16 protein-coding genes and 1 pseudogene are annotated in these 17,906 nt (G+C 73.3%); 8 read left to right on the forward strand and 9 right to left on the reverse strand.

What is annotated here, in order from left to right:
- The first annotated feature begins 265 nt into the window (after window positions 1–265).
- Window positions 266–1,315, forward strand: a complete 1,050-nt coding sequence (locus tag ACGFZA_RS00165) for a Zn-dependent alcohol dehydrogenase (protein WP_385275199.1) — start codon at window positions 266–268, stop codon at window positions 1,313–1,315.
- 166 nt (window positions 1,316–1,481) lie between these two features.
- On the opposite strand, the gene ACGFZA_RS00170 is transcribed toward ACGFZA_RS00165, so the two are convergent.
- Window positions 1,482–2,477, reverse strand: a complete 996-nt coding sequence (locus ACGFZA_RS00170) for a GlxA family transcriptional regulator (protein WP_385275196.1) — start codon at window positions 2,475–2,477, stop codon at window positions 1,482–1,484.
- Window positions 2,478–2,620: 143 nt separating this feature from the next.
- Here ACGFZA_RS00170 and ACGFZA_RS00175 point away from each other — a divergent pair, with 143 nt between their 5' ends.
- Window positions 2,621–3,826: an MFS transporter gene (locus tag ACGFZA_RS00175; protein WP_385275193.1), complete on the forward strand. Its 1,206-nt coding sequence runs from the start codon at window positions 2,621–2,623 to the stop codon at window positions 3,824–3,826.
- Window positions 3,823–4,242, forward strand: a complete 420-nt coding sequence (locus ACGFZA_RS00180) for a DUF2809 domain-containing protein (protein ID WP_393676152.1) — start codon at window positions 3,823–3,825, stop codon at window positions 4,240–4,242. Before ACGFZA_RS00175 ends, ACGFZA_RS00180 begins: the two co-directional genes overlap by 4 nt.
- Here ACGFZA_RS00180 and ACGFZA_RS00185 read toward each other — a convergent pair.
- Window positions 4,199–4,531, reverse strand: coding sequence for a hypothetical protein (locus tag ACGFZA_RS00185; protein ID WP_385275187.1), 333 nt, complete (start codon window positions 4,529–4,531; stop codon window positions 4,199–4,201). The two genes, ACGFZA_RS00180 and ACGFZA_RS00185, sit on opposite strands and share 44 nt — an antisense overlap.
- A 216-nt stretch (window positions 4,532–4,747) precedes the next feature.
- Between ACGFZA_RS00185 and ACGFZA_RS00190 the strand changes: the two genes are divergently transcribed.
- Entirely contained in the window at window positions 4,748–6,085 is a 1,338-nt protein-coding gene (locus ACGFZA_RS00190) for an MFS transporter (protein WP_385275184.1), read from the forward strand.
- A gap of 5 nt (window positions 6,086–6,090) precedes the next feature.
- On the opposite strand, the gene ACGFZA_RS00195 is transcribed toward ACGFZA_RS00190, so the two are convergent.
- A complete protein-coding gene (locus ACGFZA_RS00195; protein WP_393676155.1) occupies window positions 6,091–6,702 on the reverse strand; it encodes a flavin reductase family protein in 612 nt (203 codons plus the stop codon).
- Between the two features lie 140 nt (window positions 6,703–6,842).
- Here ACGFZA_RS00195 and ACGFZA_RS00200 point away from each other — a divergent pair.
- Window positions 6,843–7,481: pseudogene (locus tag ACGFZA_RS00200) on the forward strand (phosphatase PAP2 family protein); the annotation flags it as partial.
- A 42-nt stretch (window positions 7,482–7,523) separates the two neighbouring features.
- Here the strand turns inward: ACGFZA_RS00200 and ACGFZA_RS00205 are convergent.
- From ACGFZA_RS00205 to ACGFZA_RS00225, 5 genes are all read right to left on the reverse strand, one after another.
- Complete coding sequence (locus ACGFZA_RS00205) at window positions 7,524–8,210, reverse strand: response regulator (RefSeq protein WP_393676157.1); 687 nt, start codon at window positions 8,208–8,210, stop codon at window positions 7,524–7,526.
- Window positions 8,211–8,355: 145 nt separating this feature from the next.
- Window positions 8,356–9,843 carry a sensor histidine kinase gene (locus ACGFZA_RS00210; RefSeq protein WP_393676159.1) on the reverse strand — a complete coding sequence of 496 codons (1,488 nt, stop codon included), beginning with the start codon at window positions 9,841–9,843 and terminating at the stop codon, window positions 8,356–8,358.
- Window positions 9,844–10,296: 453 nt separating this feature from the next.
- On the reverse strand, window positions 10,297–11,136 hold the full coding sequence (locus ACGFZA_RS00215) for an enoyl-CoA hydratase/isomerase family protein (RefSeq protein WP_385275172.1): 840 nt from the start codon (window positions 11,134–11,136) through the stop codon (window positions 10,297–10,299).
- Window positions 11,137–11,194: 58 nt separating this feature from the next.
- Window positions 11,195–13,423, reverse strand: coding sequence for an acetate--CoA ligase family protein (locus ACGFZA_RS00220; RefSeq protein WP_393676162.1), 2,229 nt, complete (start codon window positions 13,421–13,423; stop codon window positions 11,195–11,197).
- A gap of 461 nt (window positions 13,424–13,884) precedes the next feature.
- On the reverse strand, window positions 13,885–15,093 hold the full coding sequence (locus ACGFZA_RS00225) for a flavin-containing monooxygenase (RefSeq protein ID WP_393676164.1): 1,209 nt from the start codon (window positions 15,091–15,093) through the stop codon (window positions 13,885–13,887).
- Window positions 15,094–15,241: 148 nt separating this feature from the next.
- Between ACGFZA_RS00225 and ACGFZA_RS00230 the strand changes: the two genes are divergently transcribed.
- The 3 genes from ACGFZA_RS00230 to ACGFZA_RS00240 all read left to right on the forward strand — a co-directional run bounded on the left by ACGFZA_RS00230 (window position 15,242) and on the right by ACGFZA_RS00240 (window position 17,276).
- Window positions 15,242–15,694: a DoxX family protein gene (locus ACGFZA_RS00230; RefSeq protein ID WP_385275163.1), complete on the forward strand. Its 453-nt coding sequence runs from the start codon at window positions 15,242–15,244 to the stop codon at window positions 15,692–15,694.
- A complete protein-coding gene (locus tag ACGFZA_RS00235) occupies window positions 15,691–16,155 on the forward strand; it encodes a Zn-ribbon domain-containing OB-fold protein (protein WP_393676167.1) in 465 nt (154 codons plus the stop codon). The genes ACGFZA_RS00230 and ACGFZA_RS00235 overlap by 4 nt, the downstream gene beginning before the upstream one ends.
- 338 nt (window positions 16,156–16,493) lie before the next feature.
- A complete protein-coding gene (locus ACGFZA_RS00240; RefSeq protein ID WP_385275157.1) occupies window positions 16,494–17,276 on the forward strand; it encodes a thioesterase family protein in 783 nt (260 codons plus the stop codon).
- Between the two features lie 24 nt (window positions 17,277–17,300).
- On the opposite strand, the gene ACGFZA_RS00245 is transcribed toward ACGFZA_RS00240, so the two are convergent.
- Window positions 17,301–17,891: a DUF1707 domain-containing protein gene (locus ACGFZA_RS00245; protein ID WP_385275154.1), complete on the reverse strand. Its 591-nt coding sequence runs from the start codon at window positions 17,889–17,891 to the stop codon at window positions 17,301–17,303.
- Window positions 17,892–17,906: the final 15 nt, after the last annotated feature.

Below are 17,906 nucleotides of genomic sequence, written 5' to 3' on the forward strand. Positions count from 1 at the left end.
TGGGCGGATGGCCTGGATGTGGGCCCTGGCCCCACTTGGGCGGATGGCCTGGATGTGGGGCCCGGCCTCACATGGGCGGATGGCCTGGATGTGGGCCCTGGCCCCACTTGGGCGGATGGCCTGGATGTGGGGCCCGGCCTCACATGGGCGGATGGCCTGGATGTGGGCCACGGCCCTGGAAGGGCGAGTGGGTGCGACAGGGCCCCGGGCCAACGGAACACCACCGCCGAGCGCAGCGCGCGCTCGGCCTACCGAGGGAGCCGAGATGAGAGGCGTCGTTTTCGACGGCACGAGGACCGAGGTCGTCGACGACCTGGAGATACGCGACCCCGGCCCCGGCGAGGTGCTGGTGGCGGTGGCCGCGGCAGGGCTCTGCCACAGCGATCTGTCGGTGATCGACGGGACGATCCCCTTCCCGTCGCCCGTGGTGCTCGGGCACGAGGGCGCGGGCGTGGTGGAGGCGGTCGGCGCGGGCGTGAACCACGTCGCGCCGGGCGACCACGTGTCCCTGTCCACGCTGGCCAGCTGCGGCGCGTGCGCGCAGTGCGACCGGGGCCGGCCCACGATGTGCCGCAAGGCGATCGGGATGCCGGGGCAGCCGTTCTCGCGCGGTGGGAAGCCGCTCTACCAGTTCGCGTCCAACTCGGCCTTCGCCGAACGGACCCTGGTCAAGGCCGTGCAGGCGGTGAAGATCCCCGCCGACCTGCCCCTGACCTCGGCCGCCCTGATCGGCTGCGGGGTGCTGACCGGGGTCGGAGCCGTACTGAACCGGGCCAAGGTCGACCGCGGCGAGAGCGTCGTCGTGATCGGCACCGGCGGCATCGGGCTCAACGTGATCCAGGGCGCGCGCATCGCCGGCGCGCTGACGATCGTCGCGGTCGACTCCAACCCCGGCAAGGAGGCGGTGGCCCGGCAGTTCGGCGCCACGCACTTCCTCACCTCGGCCGAGGGGGTCAAGGAGATCCTGCCGCACGGCGCCGACCACGCCTTCGAGTGCGTGGGCCGCACCGAGCTGATCCGTACCGCGATCGATCTGCTGGACCGGCACGGCCAGGCGATCCTGCTGGGGGTACCGGCGGCGACGGCCGAGGCGTCGTTCCTCGTTTCGTCGATGTACCTGGACAAGTCCATCCTGGGCTGCCGCTACGGCTCCTCACGCCCGCAGCGGGACATCGCGCTGTACGCGGAGCTGTACCGGGAGGGCCGGCTGCTGCTGGACGAACTCGTCACCGAGACCTACCCGGTGGAGGACTTCGCCAAGGCGGCGGACGACGCGCACCACGGGCGGGTGGCCCGGGGGGTGCTGGTCTTCTAGGGCCTTCTGTTCGCATCGGGCCGGGCGCGCGGGGCCGGGACCGATACGCCCGGCTTCCAGGCTCCCGGGCCCGATCCGAAAGGCCTTCAGGGGTGCGGGGCCGGACCGGAAGGAGAAACTTCGGGCTCGGGGAGCCCGGCCCGGCCCGGTCCGGTCCTCAGGGGCTTCAGGGGCGCGGGGCACCCGCCGCCGACCGGAACGTCCGCCGGTACACCGTCGGCGACACCCCCAGGGCCGCCTGCAGATGCTGCCGCAGCGAGGTGGGCGTGCCGAAGCCGGCCTCCCGGGCGATCCGGTCGATCGACAGGTCGGTGGACTCCAGCAGATGGCGGGCCCGTTCCACCCGCTGCCGGGTGAGCCACTGCACCGGGCTGATCCCGGCCTCCTCGCGGAACCGGCGGGTGAACGTCCGTACGCTCATCGACTCCTGCTGCGCCATGTCGCGCAGCAGGATCGGCGACTCCAGCCGCCCGAGCGCCCAGGCGCGGGCGGTGGTCGTGGCCGAGGCTCCGGTGTCGGGGACCGGGCGCTGGATGTACTGCGCCTGGCCGCCGTCGCGGTGCGGCGGTACGACCGTGCGCCGGGCGACGTCGTTGGCGACGGCGGAGCCGTGGTCGCGGCGCACTATGTGCAGGCAGAGATCGATGCCGGCGGCCACTCCGGCGGACGTCAGGACGTCGCCGTCGTCGATGAACAGGACGTCGGGGTCGACCCGGACGGCGGGGAACAGCTGCTGGAAGTGGTCGGCGGAGGACCAGTGGGTGGTGGCCGGGCGCCCGTCGAGGTATCCCGCCGCCGCGAGGACGTAGCTGCCGGTGCAGATGGAGACCATCCGGGTGCCCGGCCTGACGTACGCGAACGCGGCGGCGAGCTCGTCGGTCAGCCGGCCCTCGGCGTAGACGGGGCCGAGTTCGTAACTGGCGGGGATGACCACGGTGTCGGCCGTGGCGAGGGTCTCCGGGCCGTTCTCGACGGTGATCGTGAAGTCCGCGTCGGTGCTGACCGGGCCGGGCGGGCGGACCGAACAGGTCACGACTTCATAGAGTTTTCGGCCCCGGTTGAGCGGCTCGGAGCCGAGCGAGCGCCCGAAGATCCTTTGGGGGATGCCCAGTTCGAAGGGGAGAAGCCCATCGAGGGCGAGAACGACGACCCGGTGCGGCACGGTACGGACTCCCTTCGGCACTAGCTGGTATAGACCATAAGCTGATACATGTCATCGGTGTGAAGGAAAAGTCAGTAGACCTCGCGGGCATTCCCGCCGTGCACCACGCAGCCGCACTGCGCGATTCGCCTCCCTTGTCGCCTTTGCCCGTGGCGCCGGACCCGCTCTGGAACCGGAACTTCCGGCTCTTCTTCGTCGCCCGGACCGCCGCGCTCTTCGGTGACGGAATGATCCCGGTGGCCCTCACCGCGGGACTGCTGGGGGCCGGGCGGCCGCACTCCTCCGTGGGGTACGCGCTGGCGGCCTGGATGGGGCCACTGGCCGTGTTCGTCCTCTTCGGCGGCGTCCTGGCGGACCGCTTCACCCCACGCCGGATGATGATCATCGCCGATACGCTGCGGCTGGTCGGCGCCTCCGTGCTCGCGGTCTCGTTCGCCACCGGCAACCCGCCCTTGTGGGCGGTGTACGCGCTGAGCGCGGTGGCCGGCGTGGGGGCGGCGCTCTTCCAGCCGGGCGTCGCCTCGACCGTGCCGCGCGTGGCCTCGGACGTGCAGCGCGGCAATGCGGTGCTGCGGGTCTCCGAGGCCCTGATGACCATGGCGGGCCCGGCGTTCGCGGGCATGCTCGTCGGGCTGGCGAGCGCCGGGGCGGTCTACGCGGCGAACGCGTCGACGTTCCTGGTCTCCGGTATCTGTCTCTTCCTGCTGAGGCTCGCGCCCGCCCCGTCGGACGACACGCCGCGCGGCACGTTCGTCGCCGAACTCGTCGACGGCTGGCGAGAGTTCAGGGCGCGCAGCTGGCTGTGGGGAGTGATCGCGATCTGGACGGTGTACGGGTTCACCGTGCTCGGCCCGATGCTCCCGCTCACCGCCGTCGAGGTCACCGAGGCCCATGGCTCGGGGACGTACGGCGCGATGATGGCGGTGAACGGTGCCGGCAGCGTCGTCGGCGGCCTGCTGGCCCTGCGGCTGCGGCCGCGCCGGCCGCTGGCGGCGGGCGCCGTTGCCCTGACCGGGGTCTGTGTGAACCTCGTTGCGCTGGGGCTCGGGCTGCCCGTGTTCGCGCTGGGGGCGGGGCAGTTCGTGGCGGGCTCGGCCTTCGCGTTCTGGCTGGTGATGTGGTCGACGACCGTCCAGACGCACGTGCCGCCGGAGGCGTTGAACCGGCTGCACGCCTACGACGTGGCCGGCTCGCTGCTCATGCTGGCGGCGGGCCGCGCCCTGGCCGGACCGGTCGCGGACCGGGTGGGCGCACCGGAGGTGCTGCTGGCCGGGGCGGTGATCAACATGCTGGCGGTCGGCGTGCTGCTGGCGGCCCGGCCGATCCGGCGGCTGGAGCGGATCGGGTGACGGCCCGCGGAGGAAGTACCCACCGGGCCCGAGCCGTCGCGGCGGCGGCGGCCGTGCTGACCGTGGTGGCCGGGCTCGGCGTGCGTACCGTGACGGACGGCGCTGTCGCCAAGTACGCGGGTGACGCGCTCTACACCGTCCTGATCTGCGCCCTCGTCGCGCTGTGCGCACCCCGGGCCCGTCCGCTCCCCGTGGCCGGTGCCGGGCTGGGCATCAGCTGGGCCGTCGAGCTGTCCCAGCTCACCGGAGTGCCTGCCGCACTGTCCGAACACAGCGCGGTGGCACGGCTGGTGCTCGGCTCGACGTTCAACGCCCCCGACCTGTTCTGGTACGCGGTGGGGGCGGCGGCCGCCTGGGCCGTGCACGGAGCGGCTACTTGGCGCGCGCCCGCTCCTCCGACTGCTGCATCTCGATGACACGGAGCACGTGCGCGCTGGTCTGCCGACGCGCACTGCCCGCGACGAGCAGCGCCGAGCCGGCCACCGAGAGGGGCGCGGAGAGAGCCAGGAGGATCAGCTGCTTGGGCATGGTGCTGTCCAGTTCGCAGATCGACGACGCCCGGAAGCAGTACAACGAGTCGTCCTGATCCCACAGCAGGAAGCCCAGCCACACCCACAACACGCAGGCGACGAGCAGGAGAAACGCGCCCCAGCCCTGCATCAGCGCGGACCTGTGGTGGAAGTGCTGACGTTCGACCCACTGCATGAGATCCCCCGGGTACGTGGACGAAGCGGCGCGGACGCGTACCCGCGCACCGTGCGCGCGGTGCCCGGCCGCCGATCGACGCAGATCGTACGCGCATGCGGACCGGCGGGTCGGGCCGGGCGGCGGGTCGGACCGGAGGGCCGTGGCCCGATCCCTGCGAACCATGCCCTTCGGGCCACTCGTGGGAGAGGGTGCGGGAGCCGGATGCTGGGCGGCGTGACCCAGACAACCGAAGCCGCCGCCCGCGACGACAGCCCGCGGACCGGCCACGAGGCGCCCCGGCGCCGACGCGTCCACCGTGCCTGGATCGTCGCCGCCGTCACCTTCGTGACGATCATCGGCGGTGCCGCGTTCAACGCCCTGCCAGGGCTGCTCATCGACCCTCTCCACGAGGAGTTCCGCTGGTCGCGCGGGGAGATCGGCCTGGCCGTCTCCCTCGACATGGCGCTGTACGGGCTCACCGCCCCGTTCGCCGCGGCGCTGATGGACCGGTTCGGCATCCGCCGGGTCGTGGTCGTCGCTCTCAGCGCGGTTGCCGCCGGTGCGCTGGCCAGCGTCTGGATGACCGCCTCCTGGCAGCTGATGATCTACTGGGGGCTGCTCGTCGGCCTCGGCAGCGGCGCGATGGCGATGTCCTTCTCCGCGACGGTCACCCACCGCTGGTTCGTCGCCCGCCGAGGTCTGGTCACCGGCGTCCTCACCGCGGCCGGCGCCTCGGGGCAGCTCGTCTTCCTGCCCCTCTGCGCCTGGATCGTCGACCGGCACGGCTGGCAGCCCGCCTCGGTGACGGTCGCCCTGGCCGCCCTGGTCGTCGTCCCGTTCGTCTGGCTCCTGATGCGCGACCACCCGGCCGACGTGGGCCTCGCCCCGTACGGCGGGGAGTACGTGGCCAAGCCCGCGCCCGCGCGCGGGGCGGCGCTGCGGACCGTACGCGTCCTGGCCGACGCGGCCCGCACCGGACCGTTCTGGCTGCTGGCCGGGTCCTTCGCGATCTGCGGCGCCTCGACCAACGGCCTCATCCGCACCCACTTCGTGCCCTCGGCGCACGACCACCACATGCCCATCACCGCGGCGGCCTCGCTGCTCGCCGTCATCGGCGTCTTCGACATCATCGGCACGATCTTCTCGGGCTGGCTCACCGACCGCTTCGACGCCCGCCGGCTGCTCGCCGTCTACTACGCGCTGCGGGGGGTCTCGCTGCTGTTCCTGCCGCTCCTGATGCAGGCCACCGTGGAGCCGCCGATGGTCTTCTTCATCGTGTTCTACGGACTCGACTGGGTCGCCACCGTCCCGCCGACGCTGGCCCTGTGCCGGGAGCAGTACGGCGAGGACAGCGCGATCGTCTTCGGCTGGGTCCTCGCCTCCCACCAGGTGGGTGCGGCGCTGGTGGCGTTCCTGGGCGGGGTGGCGCGCGAGCACTTCGGCTCGTACGACGTGGTCTGGTACGCGGCGGGGGCGCTGTGCGCGATGGCGGCGCTGATGGCGCTGATGATCCGCCGGGTGAAGGGGACGGAGGGGCCGAAGGGGGTGGCGGCGGGCGTCGTGGCGGGGTGAGCCGCTCAGCCGCCGAAGCGTCCGAACGCGCCCCGGTGGAACAGCAGCGGTCCGGGCCCGTCCTCCTCCGAGGCCCCCAGCGCCTCCACCCGGCCCACCACGATCAGATGGTCACCGCCGGTGTGGACGGCCTGGATGCGGCAGTCGACCCAGGCCGGTACGGAGTCCAGCAGCGGTGAACCGGTCGCGGGGGCGGGGGAGTGCGCCACCCCGGCGAACTTGTCGGCCCCGCTGACCGCGAAGCCCCGGCAGAGCGCGCTCTGGTCCGCGCCCAGGATGTTGACGCAGAAGGCCCCGGCGCGGGCGATGCGCGGCCAGGTGGTCGACGTACGGGCGACCATGAACGTGACCAGCGGCGGGTCCAGCGAGAGCGAGGCGAACGACTGGCACGCGAAGCCGGCCGGACCGTCCGGGTCGGCCGGGTCATGTGCCGTGACGACCGTGACGCCACTCGCGAAGTGACCCAGCACGCGGCGGAACTCGCCCCGGTCGAGCGGCAGCCGCTCGTCGTCGGCGACCGCCCGCAGGGCCGGGCGGGGCAGTGGATCGACCCGCTGCGGACCGGTGGCCGTCGGAGCGCCGACGGACCTGAGGTAGCGGACTGCGGTTGCGGCCATGCCTGCGTGACCCATCATCCTCCGATTAGAGCTGACGATGCGTCAGATGGGAAGGGCGGGCGACCCCCGACCTTCGTCAGGGGTGACCCCTGACGTTCGGCCCGGGAGTTCCGCCGTCGTCGCTCCTAGGTTCGGGCCCCATGAGAAGAGAATCCGGAAGCAGGACCCGCAGCGCACGGCCCCTGCTCGCCTGCGCGGTCCTGGGCGCGGGGACGGCCACCGTCGTGGGCCTCGCCCCGGGAGGCCTGGGGGCCACGCAGCCCGTGGAGGTGACGGAGGGCGCTTCGGCGTCGGCGTACCGCTCGCTGACCGGGGCGGTGGCCGATGCGCCCTCCTGGGCGGGACCGCTGTTCGAGGCGGCCGGCGACGGGACGCTCGTGGTCCTTGGGCTGCTGCTGGTGTGGGTCTGGTGGTGTGCCGTGCGCCGGGCGGACCCACGGGTCTGCGCCGGGGCGGTGCTCACCGGGATCGGCACCGTAGTCGCCTACGCGATCAGTGAGGCCGTGAAACTCGTGGTCGACGAGGAGCGCCCCTGCCGGGTCCTGCTCCGTGGCGCGGCATCGGTCGCCGAGTGCCCGCCGCCCGGCGACTGGTCCTTCCCGAGCAATCACGCCACCCTCGCGGCCGGACTCGGGGCCGGCCTGGCCCTGCTGAGGCCGCGACTGGCGGCCGTCACCCTGCCGTTGGCGGCGGCGACGGCGCTGGCGCGGGTCCTGGCGGGGGCGCACTATCCGCACGATGTGCTGGCCGGCGCGGTACTCGGCGGGTCGGTGGCCGCGGCGGCGCTGCTCGCGTTCCTCCCGCTTGCCGGGGCGGCGGCGTCAGCGCTCGGCCGGCGGTTCCGCGGGGGCGGCGACCCCGGCCTCGTGGGCGACGACCGCGGCGGCGGCCCGGTTGTCCACGCCCAGCCGGGCCAGGATGGAGCTCACGTGAGCTTTGACCGTTCCCTCGACGAGGTGGAGCCGCCGCGCGATCTGCCCGTTGGACAGCCCGCCGCCGAGAAAGGAGAGCACGTCCCGTTCCCGGGCGGTGAGCGTACGGACCCGTTCCCGGGCGGCGTTGCGGCGGCCTGCCAGGGCCCCCGCACCGGTCGCCGAGAGGTGGGCGACGACCCGGGCCGCGACCTTCGGTGACAGATAGGCGGCTCCGTCGGCCACCGCGCGGACACCCGCGATCAGTTCCTCGGGCTCGCCCGACTTGATCAGGAATCCGGCGGCGCCGCCTCCGAGGGCCTGGAGGATGTACTCGTCCTCGCCGAACGTCGTCAGCATCACGATGCCCGTCCCCGGGACGGTGCGCCGGATCTCGGCGGCCGCCTCGATGCCGTTGGTCCCCGGCATCCGGATGTCGAGCACGGCGACGTCGGGGCGATGGCGGTGCACCTGCGCCACCGCGTCGTGTCCGTCCGAGGCCTCTGCGACGACGTCGATGCCCGGATCGGTGGACAGCACGGCACGCACCCCCGCGCGGATCATCGGCTCGTCGTCGGCGATGAGGACCCGGATCATGTGTCTTCCTTCGTGGGACAGGGGCGGCGGCGAGGGAGATACGTCTCCTCCTTCGAGGCGCGGGCGTCGTGGTGGGTCGTTCTGTGAGGCGCGGGAGTGGCGAGTGCTTCTGTGAGGCGCAGGGGTGACGTCGTGGGGCCGGAGGTCATGGGGCGAGTGCCTCCTTGGACGTGAGCCGGCCGTTCCGGAAACAGAGCCGGTACGCGTCCCCGGACCGGTCGTCGAAGCGGTCGGCCGTCATCGCGTAGTACGCACACGTGATGCCCGGCCCCTTCGGCTCCCCGGCCACGGACCGCTGCGTGGTCTCGCGTTCGGGCAGCAGACGTGTGACGGCGGCCCGGTCCTGGCCCACCCGCAGCCGGGCGTAGTCGCCCGGGTCCAGAACGGACTGCCGGGCCGAGCGGATGTCCCAGGCCATGAGCGCGGCACTCAGCGTCGCCCACGCCACCAGGGGCAGGACGACGGTGAGGGCCAGGGCGCGGCGGGCCCTGCTGCGGGCGTGACGGTGTTCCGGGGGCAGGGCCTCCGGGGCGAACGGGGGCGCGGCGGCCGGGAGACGGCCGGGCGGGAGGCAGTCGACCGGGAGGCGGCCGAGGCGGTCGGGGGGAGTGTGCGGGAGCCGCGCGGTGACCGCGAAGCCCCCTTCGTACGGACCGTGGGCGAAGGTGCCGCCCGCCAGCCGCACGCGTTCGTCCAGCCCGATCAGCCCCAGCCCGGTGCCGGGGACGTCCGGGGCGGTCGCCGGTACGGGTGCCGGGGCGTTCTCGACCTGGACCGTCGTCGTCTCCTCCGTGTGGGTCACCCGGACCTCCACCCGGGCCCGCGGCGCGTGTTTGGCCGCGTTGGTCAGGGCCTCCTGGACGACGCGGTGGGCTGCTCGCGCGGCCGGCGGGGGCATCGCGTGGGCGTCACCCTCGACGTGAAGGGTGACCGGAAGGCCGGCGGCGGTGGCGTCCGCGACCAGCCGGGGAATGCCGGTGCCGGGCGGCCCGTCGTCCGCCGGGGTGTCCGCCTCCTCGCGCAGCAGGCCGATCACCTCGCCGAGCCGCTCCACCGAGGCGGCCGCCCGGGCCCTGATCTCCCCGGCCGCTGCACGGTGCGCCTCGGCCAGGCCGGGGGCGAGCTTGAGGGCGCCCGCGGACAGGGCGATGAGGCTGAGATCGTGTCCGAGGAGATCGTGCATGTCCTGTGCGATACGGGCCCGTTCGCGGGACCGGGCCTGCTCCGCGACGAGCCGCTGTTCGCGTTCCAGCCGCCCCGCCCGCTCCCAGCCCGCCCGGACGAGCTCCTGGTACTGACGCCAGAACCGGCCGGCAAACCACGGCACCATCGCGGCCACCACGACCACCGCCACGAACCGCCCTGCCATGAGCAGCCAGGAGGGCACCAGGGCCACCGCCGCCACTCCACCGGCCACGACCGCGACGAGGACCAAGAGGGTCGGCCCGGTCCTCCCCGGCTCCCGGCCGGCGAGGAACGCCGTCACGGCGGCGGGCAGCGCCCACCACAGACTCACCGTGCTCAGCGCGACACAGGCCGCGGCGGCCACGGCCGGCAGATGCGCCGGGGCGAGCAGGTTCCCGCGGGTGGTGGCCCGCCCGGCTGTTGTGCCACTGATCGTCGCTCTCTCCACCCCGTCGACCGTACGCATCCGGAGGCCGGGGCGGCACTGCCGAAAGTCATGGGTGCCGGCGGCGCGCGGAGGGCGCGGCAGCGGCTTCGTACGCTCCGGTGACGAGGCCGCCGGCCTCACGGAGCCGATGGAGGACTCACCGCGAGGGGCCGCGCTCAGTGTCCTTCGAGTGCGCGGCGCACGACGACGCCGGTGCCGGGCGGCTGTCCGGCACGACGGTCCTGCTCGTTCCCTGATCACGGCCCGACACCTCCGACCGGGCCGCCCGCCGCTCGCAGTCCTGCCGACGGGCGGCCCGGCAGCACGACGCGGGCCGCCCCCGCGACCTGTCAGGTCCGCCGCCTCCACGCGCCGGGTCCGCCGACTCCACGTGCCGGGCCCGACGACTCCACGCGCCGGGCACGCGGGCCCGGTTACGGGAGGCCCCGCAAGGGCGGCCCTCCAGGACAGCTCTCAGACTCCCCGGTACTTCGGCACCCGACGCTCCACGAAACTCGCCACGCCCTCGTTGGCGTCCCGCGTCGTCATGTTGATCTCCTGGGCCATGGCCTCGGCGGTGAACGCCGTGGCCCGGTCCGCGTCCAGCGACGCGTTGACCAGCTGCTTGGTGAGGGCGATCGCGCGGGTCGGCCCCTCGGCCAGCCGCTGGGCCCACGCCCGCGCCGTCGCCGTCAGCTCCTCGTCCGGAACGATCCGGTTGACGAGGCCCAGGCGTTCCGCGTCCCGGGCCGGGAGCGAGTCGCCGAAGAACATCAGCTCCTTGGCGCGGTGCGGGCCGATGAGGCGTGGCAGCAGGTAGGCGCCGCCGCCGTCCGGTACGAGTCCGCGGCGTACGAACACCTCGATGAACTTCGCCGATTCGGCCGCGAGCACCAGGTCGCAGGCGAACGCGAGATGCGCGCCGATGCCCGCCGCCGTGCCGTTGACGGCCGCGAGGACCGGCTTCTCGCAGTCCAGGACCGCGGAGATCAGCCGCTGCGCGCCGAGCCGGATCGTACGGGCCACATCGCCGGCCACCCGGTCTCCGGTGGCCGGGGCGCCGCGCAGGTCGGCGCCCGCGCAGAAGCCGCGGCCGGTGGCGGTGAGGACGACGGCCCGGACGGCGGGGTCCGCGGAGGCCTCGGCGAGCAGGGCGATGATGCGTTCGCGCTGGTCCCAGGTGACGGCGTTCATCGCCTCGGGGCGGTTGAGCGTGATCCAGGAGACGCCGTTGTCAGTGGTGTGGAGTATCAATGATTCAGGCGATCCGGACGGGTCGGCGTGGTCGGTGGTGTCTTCGGGGGAGGACGGCATGAGGCAGCTCCTGGGCGGGTGGCGGGCTCGACGGCGGGCGCGGCGTCGGGGCGTCGGGTCAGCGGCAGACGGCCAGCGCGTCCAGGGCCACCGCGCCCTGTCCGCGGCCCAGCACCATCAGCGGGTTGATGTCGAGTTCGCTGAGGTCGTCGCCGAGTTCCAGGGCCATCCGCTGCACCCGCAGGACCACTTCCACGAGGGCGTCCACATCCACGGGCGGGCCGCCCCGCACTCCTTCCAGCAGGGCCCGGCCGCGCAGTTCGCCGAGCATCGCGCGCGCCTGGTCCTCGCCGAACGGCGGCACCCGCACCGCCGCGTCGTGCAGCACCTCGACGAGTACGCCTCCGAGGCCGACCGTCACCGTCGGTCCGAACAGGGCGTCCTGCGTGACGCCGACCATCATCTCGACGCCGCGCTCGACCATCTGGCAGACCAGGATGCCGTCCAGCTCGACGCCCTCGTAGCGTGCGATGTCGGTGAGTTCGCGATAGGCGTCGCGCACCTGGCTGGCGGAGGTGAGGCCGACCTTGACCAGGCCCAGTTCCGTCTTGTGCGCCAGCTGCGCGCCGGACGCCTTCATGACGACGGGGTAGCCGACGAGGCCGGCGGCCCGGACGGCCGCCGCGGCGCTGGTCACCAACTGCTCGCGGGGCACCCGGATTCCGTACGCGCGCAACAGCTGCTTCGCCGCGTGCTCGCTCAGCTGGTGGCCGGGGCGCATCAGTGCCTGCGCCTTGCGGAAGGAGGGGGACGGCGTGCGCGGCGCCTCGTCGAACGGGGAGCGGTAGGACGCGGCGAAGCGGTGGTGGTCCAGATAGGCCTTCACCGCGGTGATGCAGTTGCCGAACGTACGGAACGTGGCGACGCGGGACGAGCCGAGCAGCGTCGTGCGGTAGGCGTCCTCGGTGCCGACCGGCGACCCCCACACCACGCACACCAGCTTGTCCGTGGTCTCCGCCGCGTCGACGAGGTCCTGCGCGAGTCTGTCGCTCATCGGGGGGAAGGGGCCGGTGATCGGACAGATCAGGACCCCCACGTCCGGGTCGGCGAGGATCGCGTCGATGATCTTCCGGCCGCGCCAGTCGCCGACCGGGTGGCCGCCGTTGTCGACCGGGTTCGCCACGTTCAGGTAGCCGGGTATCCAGGTGTGCAGTTCGGCCTGCTTCTCCTCGGACAGTACCGGGAGCGAGAGTCCTGCCCCGGTCGCCAGGTCCGAGAAGTGCGCGCCCGTGCCGCCCGAGATCGAATACACCACGACGCCGTCGGCGAGCGGCTTGCGGGCCCGGGCCAGGAGGGCCGCGGTGTCCTGGAGTTCGTCGAGGCCGTCCACCCGGATCACGCCGAACTGCCGCATCGCCGCGTCGACGACCTGGTCGGCGCCGGTCAGCTTGCCGGTGTGTGACGCGGCCATCCGGGCCCCCGTCTCCGTACGTCCCACCTTGACCGCCACCACCGGAACACCCGCCCGTGCCGCCCGGTCCGCGGCCAGCAGGAAGGAGCGTCCGTCCTTGAGCCCCTCGACATAGCAGGCGATGGCCCCGACCTCGGGGCGCTGCGAGAAGTACGCGATGAAGTCGGAGGTCTCCAGATCGGCCTCGTTGCCCGTGGGGGCCCAGTGCGAGAGGCGCACGCCCAGTTCCTGGAGCGTGTAGACGGGGCGTCCCTGGTGGCCTGACTGGGTGATCAGCGCGATCGCCGGTCCGTCCAGGTCCTCGCGGAACTCCTCGAAGGCGTTGAGGTTGGTGTTCGGACCGAGCAGCCGCAGTCCCGACCGTTCCACGGCGGCGGCCAGCCGGGCCTGCGCGGCGGCGCCCTCCGCACCGGTCTCGGCGAAGCCGGAGGCGAAGGCGACGGCGAACTTCACCTTGGCCTGGGCGAGTTCCTCGATGACCGGTAGCGGGTCGCCGACCAGCAGCACCGCCAGGTCCACCTGTTCCGGCAGATCGGCCACCGAGGGGGCGCAGGTCCGTCCGAAGACGGTCTCGCGCGTGGGGTGCACGGGATACAGCCGCGCCCCGACCCGCTCGGCCCAGGCGATCAGCTGACGGGTGATTCCGGTGTTGGGCCGTCCCCCGGTGTCGGACGCGCCGATGACGGCGACGGACTCCGGCCGGAAGAAACGGTCCAGGTCCGGCACGGTCGCGTGCAGCGGGCGGCCGCTGACGTCGAGGTCGCCCTCCGCGGCGGCGGCCGCCATGCTGTGGACGGCGGCATGCGGTTCCTCGCCGCAGGCCACCACCCTTGCGCGGAAGTCGGTGGTGAGGGTGCCGTGAGTCGATCCAAGCATCGTTCCGCCCACTCCTGCTCGAAAGTCCGTCGGCACGCGTGGTGCCCGGGCACAAAGCTGACGCACTGTCAGGTTACTGAACTGACGGCCCGTCAGGAATGGGTGTGCAGAGAAAGCTTGAGAGCGGTGGTCCGGGATCTTCCCCGGGCCACCGCTCTCAACCTCGCCGGTGCCCCGCGGGCGTCCGGGTGCGGCGAGGGCCTCCTCGGTGACGCGCCCGGACGGGCGGAGCCGCGCCCGCGGCCCCCTCGTCGGTGCGCTCACGCTCTACGGGCTGGGCGGGGCCAGTGCTGTGACCGGGATGGTCCACCGTGATATGGACGACGTCCGTTCCCGCCAGGCGGCGGCCTCCGCTTCCGGGCGGGGGGCCTGGTGGGCCAGGCCCCTGACACGGCGCCTGGTGGGCCAGGCCCCCGACACGGCGCCTGGTGGGCCAGGCCCCCGACACGGCGCCTGGTGGGTCAGGCCCCCGGGCGGGGTGCGGGCGTCCTGGCCACCCGCTTGGCGATCTTCCGGGCGTCTAGCGCCATTTCGCGGAACATGCCGCTGATCGGGTTGGTGAACCCGGTGAAGTACAGGCCGGGCGCCTGCTTCGGGGTCCGGCCGCCGTGCGCCACCGGCCGGCCGCGGGCGTCCAGCACCCCGAGATGCCCGACCAGTGGCTCCAGGGCCCGCAGATAGCCGGTCGCGACGATCACCGCGTCCGGGGTGATCCGGTCCCCGTCCGCCAGCACCACCGCGTCCTTGTCGAACGACTCGACGGCCGCCACCGGCACCACCCGGCCGCCCTTCACCGCGTCGATCAGCCCCACGTCCTGAACCGGGATGGCCCCGTCCTTGACGCGGGAGTAGAGGCCCGTGTCCGGCCGGGGCAGCCCGTGTCCGGCGAGGTCCGGCACCGCGACGCGGGCCATCAGCCCGCCGGCCCGGTCGACGAGGGCGACCGGCAGCCGGCGCACCAGGATGCCCGTCGCCTGCGCGGGCCAGCCCGCCGTGGAGCGGCGCACGATGTGCGGAACGGTGCGCACCGCGAGCCGTACGCGGGACGCCCCGCCCTCCACCAGGTCGACGGCGATCTCCGCGCCCGTGTTGCCGACGCCCACGACGAGGACGTCCTTGCCCGCGTACGGGGCCGGGTTGCGGTAGTCGGCGGCGTGCACCAGCTCGCCCGTGAAGGAGTCGCGCCCGGACCAGTCGGGGATCCGCGGGGTGTGGTTGAAGCCCGTGGCCACGACGACGGCGCGGCCCGTCAGCTCGCGACCGCCGGTCGCGGTGAGCCGCCATCCGGTGCCGTCCGCCGCGCGGTCGACGCGGGAGACCTCGACGCCCGTCACCACTTCGAGGCCGTGGTGCTCGACGTACTTCTCCAGGTAGCGCACGACGTCGTCGCGGGAGACCCAGCGGCCGAACCTGCGGGGCATGGGCAGCCCGGGGAGGGCGGACCAGCGCCGGGTGGTGTGCAGATGCAGCCGGTCGTAGTGGCGGCGCCAGGAGGCCCCGACGTCCCCGGACTTCTCCAGGACGACGGCCCGCACCCCCTGCTCGCGCAGGGCCGCGGCAGCGGCGAGGCCGCCCGGACCGCCGCCGATGACGTAGACGGGGCGGTCCTCGGTGATGTCGGTGGGGGCGGCCGGGGCGCCGCCACCGGCGGTAGGTGTGCTGTCGGACATGCTTCGGAGCGTAATCGCGCGACTCCTTGATGGGTCTCGGTCAAGACCGGAATCGATTGCGAATTGATCACGGGTGCGCGCCTCTTGCGCAGTCCGCCGCCATCAGGTGAACTGACGTACCGTCAGATTACGTGAACGGGAGGGCCCCATGCGAACGATCTGGCTCGACGGCGCACAGTGGCTCGCCGTCCTCCGCATAGGCCTCGGCCTGTGGTGGCTGGAGAGCTGGCGCCACAAGGACAAGAAGGGCTGGTTCGAACGCGGCACCGGCATCGCGTGGGCGGCGGACGTCGCGGGCAAACACCGCTGGCCGGTGGTCCGGACCGGCTTCGAGAAGGTCGTCGCGCCGCGCCCGAAACCCATGGCGTACGTCGTCGTGTACGCGGAACTCGCCCTGGGCCTCGGTCTGGTGACCGGCTTCCTGACCCCGGTCGCCCTCGTCGCCGGGCTCCTGCTCAACCTGCTCTACCTGGTGCTGATGATCCACGACTGGGCCGAGCAGGGGCAGAACGCGATGATGGCGCTCGTCTCGCTCGTCGCCCTGTTCGCCATGTCCTGGCAGACCTGGTCCCTCGACGACGCGTTCGGACTCTTCCTGTGACGCCCGCGAGGCCTGCCTCGGGGCCCGCTCCGACGCCGACGCCCCCCGCCCCCACGCCGCCCCGCTACGACCTCCCCGAACCCGACGCGTTCACCCGCCCCTACTGGGACGCCGCCGCCGAGGGCCACCTGCTGCTGCGCCACTGCCGTGCCTGCGACCGGACGCACCACTATCCCCGCGAGTTCTGCCCGTACTGCTGGAGCGATTCCACCGACTGCGCCTGGGTCCGGGCGAGTGGCCGGGCCACGCTGTACACCTGGTCCGTCGTCCACCGCAACGACCTGCCCCCGTTCGGTGCCCGCGTGCCGTACGTGGCCGCCGTCGTCGACCTGGCGGAGGGGCCGCGCATGATGACGGAGATCGTGGAGTGCGAGGAGAGCGCGCTCGCGATCGGGATGGAACTACGGGTCACGTTCCGGCAGGAGGAGGGACGTGAGGCGGTACCGGTCTTCAGGCCGTGAACGGCCGAGGCGCTACGTGACGGGCGCCGGGCCCACCGGGCGTCGGGCCCACCGGGCGTCCGGCCTACCGGGTCCCGCTCACCGGGCGTCCCGACTACCGGGCGTCCGGCCGCCGCCCGGGCACCGGACCTGCCGTGGCCGGTCAGGCGGAACGGGTGCCGCCGTGCGGGGCCGGTCCGGCGGGACGGGTTGTGCCGGGACCACCGGTCCGGCGGGACGGGTTCTGCCGTGCGTGGCCGGTCCGGCGGGACGGGCTCTGTCCGGACCCCGGCGGCGGCCGGGATCCGTGCGGTGTCACGCTGGTGTTCCCTGATCCGAACAGCCGCGAGGGAAGCACCATGGACACCGGCAGCTACTACGAGCGCATCGACGAGCACTGCTTCAAGCCCACCGCCCATGCGAGCGGGGCGTGGAGCCCGGACGAGGTGCACTTCAGCCCGCTCGGCGGTCTCATCACCCACGCCATCGAGCGGCACCTGGCCGACCGGCCGGGAGACGCACTCGTGCTGTCCCGGATCAGCTTCGACATCCTGGGCCGGCTCGCCCTCGACACGTGCGAGATCCGGGTCGAGACCGTCCGGCCCGGCCGCACCATCGAACTGGTCGAAGCCGTCGCCCTCATAGGCGACCGTCCCGTCGTACGGGCCAGGGCCTGGTGCCTGGCCGCCGGCGACACCGGCGCCGTCGCCGGCGGGGAGGCCGGCCGGCTCACTCCTCCCGAGGCACTCGCTCCCTGGGCCATGGGGGAGCTCTGGCCGGGCGGCTACATCGCCTCGATCGACGTCCGCCCGGTCGGGACGCCCAGGCCCGGCCGTACGACCGCCTGGGTCTCCACACCGCTCGGCCTCGTCGCGGGCGAACCCGTCGGCCCGCTCGCGTCCTACGTCGCGCTCGTCGACACGGCCAACGGCATCGCCGCACGCGAGCAGCCCACCGCCTGGATGTTCCCCAACGTCGACCTGACCCTCCACCTGCACCGCCGGCCCGAGGGCCGCTGGACGGGGCTCGACACGACGGTCGTCTTCGGCCCCACCGGCCAGGGCATCACCAGCACCGTCCTGCACGACGTCAACGGACCCGTCGGCCGGGCCGAGCAGCTCCTCACCGTCCGGCCCGTGTAGGCAGGACGGGGCAGGGGGCGGTGGTCAGCGCGACGACTCCTTGCGCTGCCTGCGCCGTTCCCGGAGGTTCGCGTGGCGGATGACCACGCCTCCCGCGCCGCACGTGCCCGAGATGCGGAGCACCGGCGTGCCGGGCAGCCGTTCGCCCGTGGTCTTGTCCTTCAGGCCGCCGAAGCCCGGATCCAGCGCGTCCGTCTCCGCCTTCCAGCCCGCCGGGACCACGAACACGACTCCGGCCATCTGCGAGTCCACGACCACCTCGATCTCGCGCAGCCGGCACTCGGCCTGCGTGAAGTCGAGGCGTACGCCGCCCAGGCCCCCGTACGCGACGATCCGCGGCGGCACCTTCCAGCGGCCCGTACGGGTGGCACCGTGTATGCCGCCCTTCAGGGTCAGCGGCTCGCCCGATTCGAGCACCACCGGCCCCAGATCATCGGTGAGCGGCGCGAGTTCGGCGTGGGTCTTGGCCGTCAGCGCCAGTCCCAGGCGCTCGTCCAGTTCTTCGAGATCGATGCGCCCCTCGGCCGCCGCCTCCCGCAGCTGTTCCACCACCGCTTCGCGGTCGGCGTCGGAGGCGCGCATACGGCCGGCGGATCGCGAGGGTTCGGCAGTCATGCAACAGATGATACG

The sequence above is a fragment of the Streptomyces sp. NPDC048211 genome (assembly GCF_043202315.1).
Taxonomy (GTDB): Bacteria; Actinomycetota; Actinomycetes; order Streptomycetales; family Streptomycetaceae; genus Streptomyces.

What these genes read in the sequence shown, in the direction of transcription:
- ACGFZA_RS00215 (WP_385275172.1), bottom strand. Translation starts at nt 11,136, where the DNA reads ATGCCGTCCTCCCCCGAAGACACCACCGACCACGCCGACCCGTCCGGA.
- ACGFZA_RS00195 (WP_393676155.1), bottom strand. Translation starts at nt 6,702, where the DNA reads ATGGCCGCAACCGCAGTCCGCTACCTCAGGTCCGTCGGCGCTCCGACG.
- ACGFZA_RS00240 (WP_385275157.1), top strand. Translation starts at nt 16,494, where the DNA reads ATGGACACCGGCAGCTACTACGAGCGCATCGACGAGCACTGCTTCAAG.
- ACGFZA_RS00220 (WP_393676162.1), bottom strand. Translation starts at nt 13,423, where the DNA reads ATGCTTGGATCGACTCACGGCACCCTCACCACCGACTTCCGCGCAAGG.
- ACGFZA_RS00185 (WP_385275187.1), bottom strand. Translation starts at nt 4,531, where the DNA reads ATGCAGTGGGTCGAACGTCAGCACTTCCACCACAGGTCCGCGCTGATG.
- ACGFZA_RS00230 (WP_385275163.1), top strand. Translation starts at nt 15,242, where the DNA reads ATGCGAACGATCTGGCTCGACGGCGCACAGTGGCTCGCCGTCCTCCGC.
- ACGFZA_RS00225 (WP_393676164.1), bottom strand. Translation starts at nt 15,093, where the DNA reads ATGTCCGACAGCACACCTACCGCCGGTGGCGGCGCCCCGGCCGCCCCC.
- ACGFZA_RS00165 (WP_385275199.1), top strand. Translation starts at nt 266, where the DNA reads ATGAGAGGCGTCGTTTTCGACGGCACGAGGACCGAGGTCGTCGACGAC.
- ACGFZA_RS00205 (WP_393676157.1), bottom strand. Translation starts at nt 8,210, where the DNA reads ATGATCCGGGTCCTCATCGCCGACGACGAGCCGATGATCCGCGCGGGG.
- ACGFZA_RS00245 (WP_385275154.1), bottom strand. Translation starts at nt 17,891, where the DNA reads ATGACTGCCGAACCCTCGCGATCCGCCGGCCGTATGCGCGCCTCCGAC.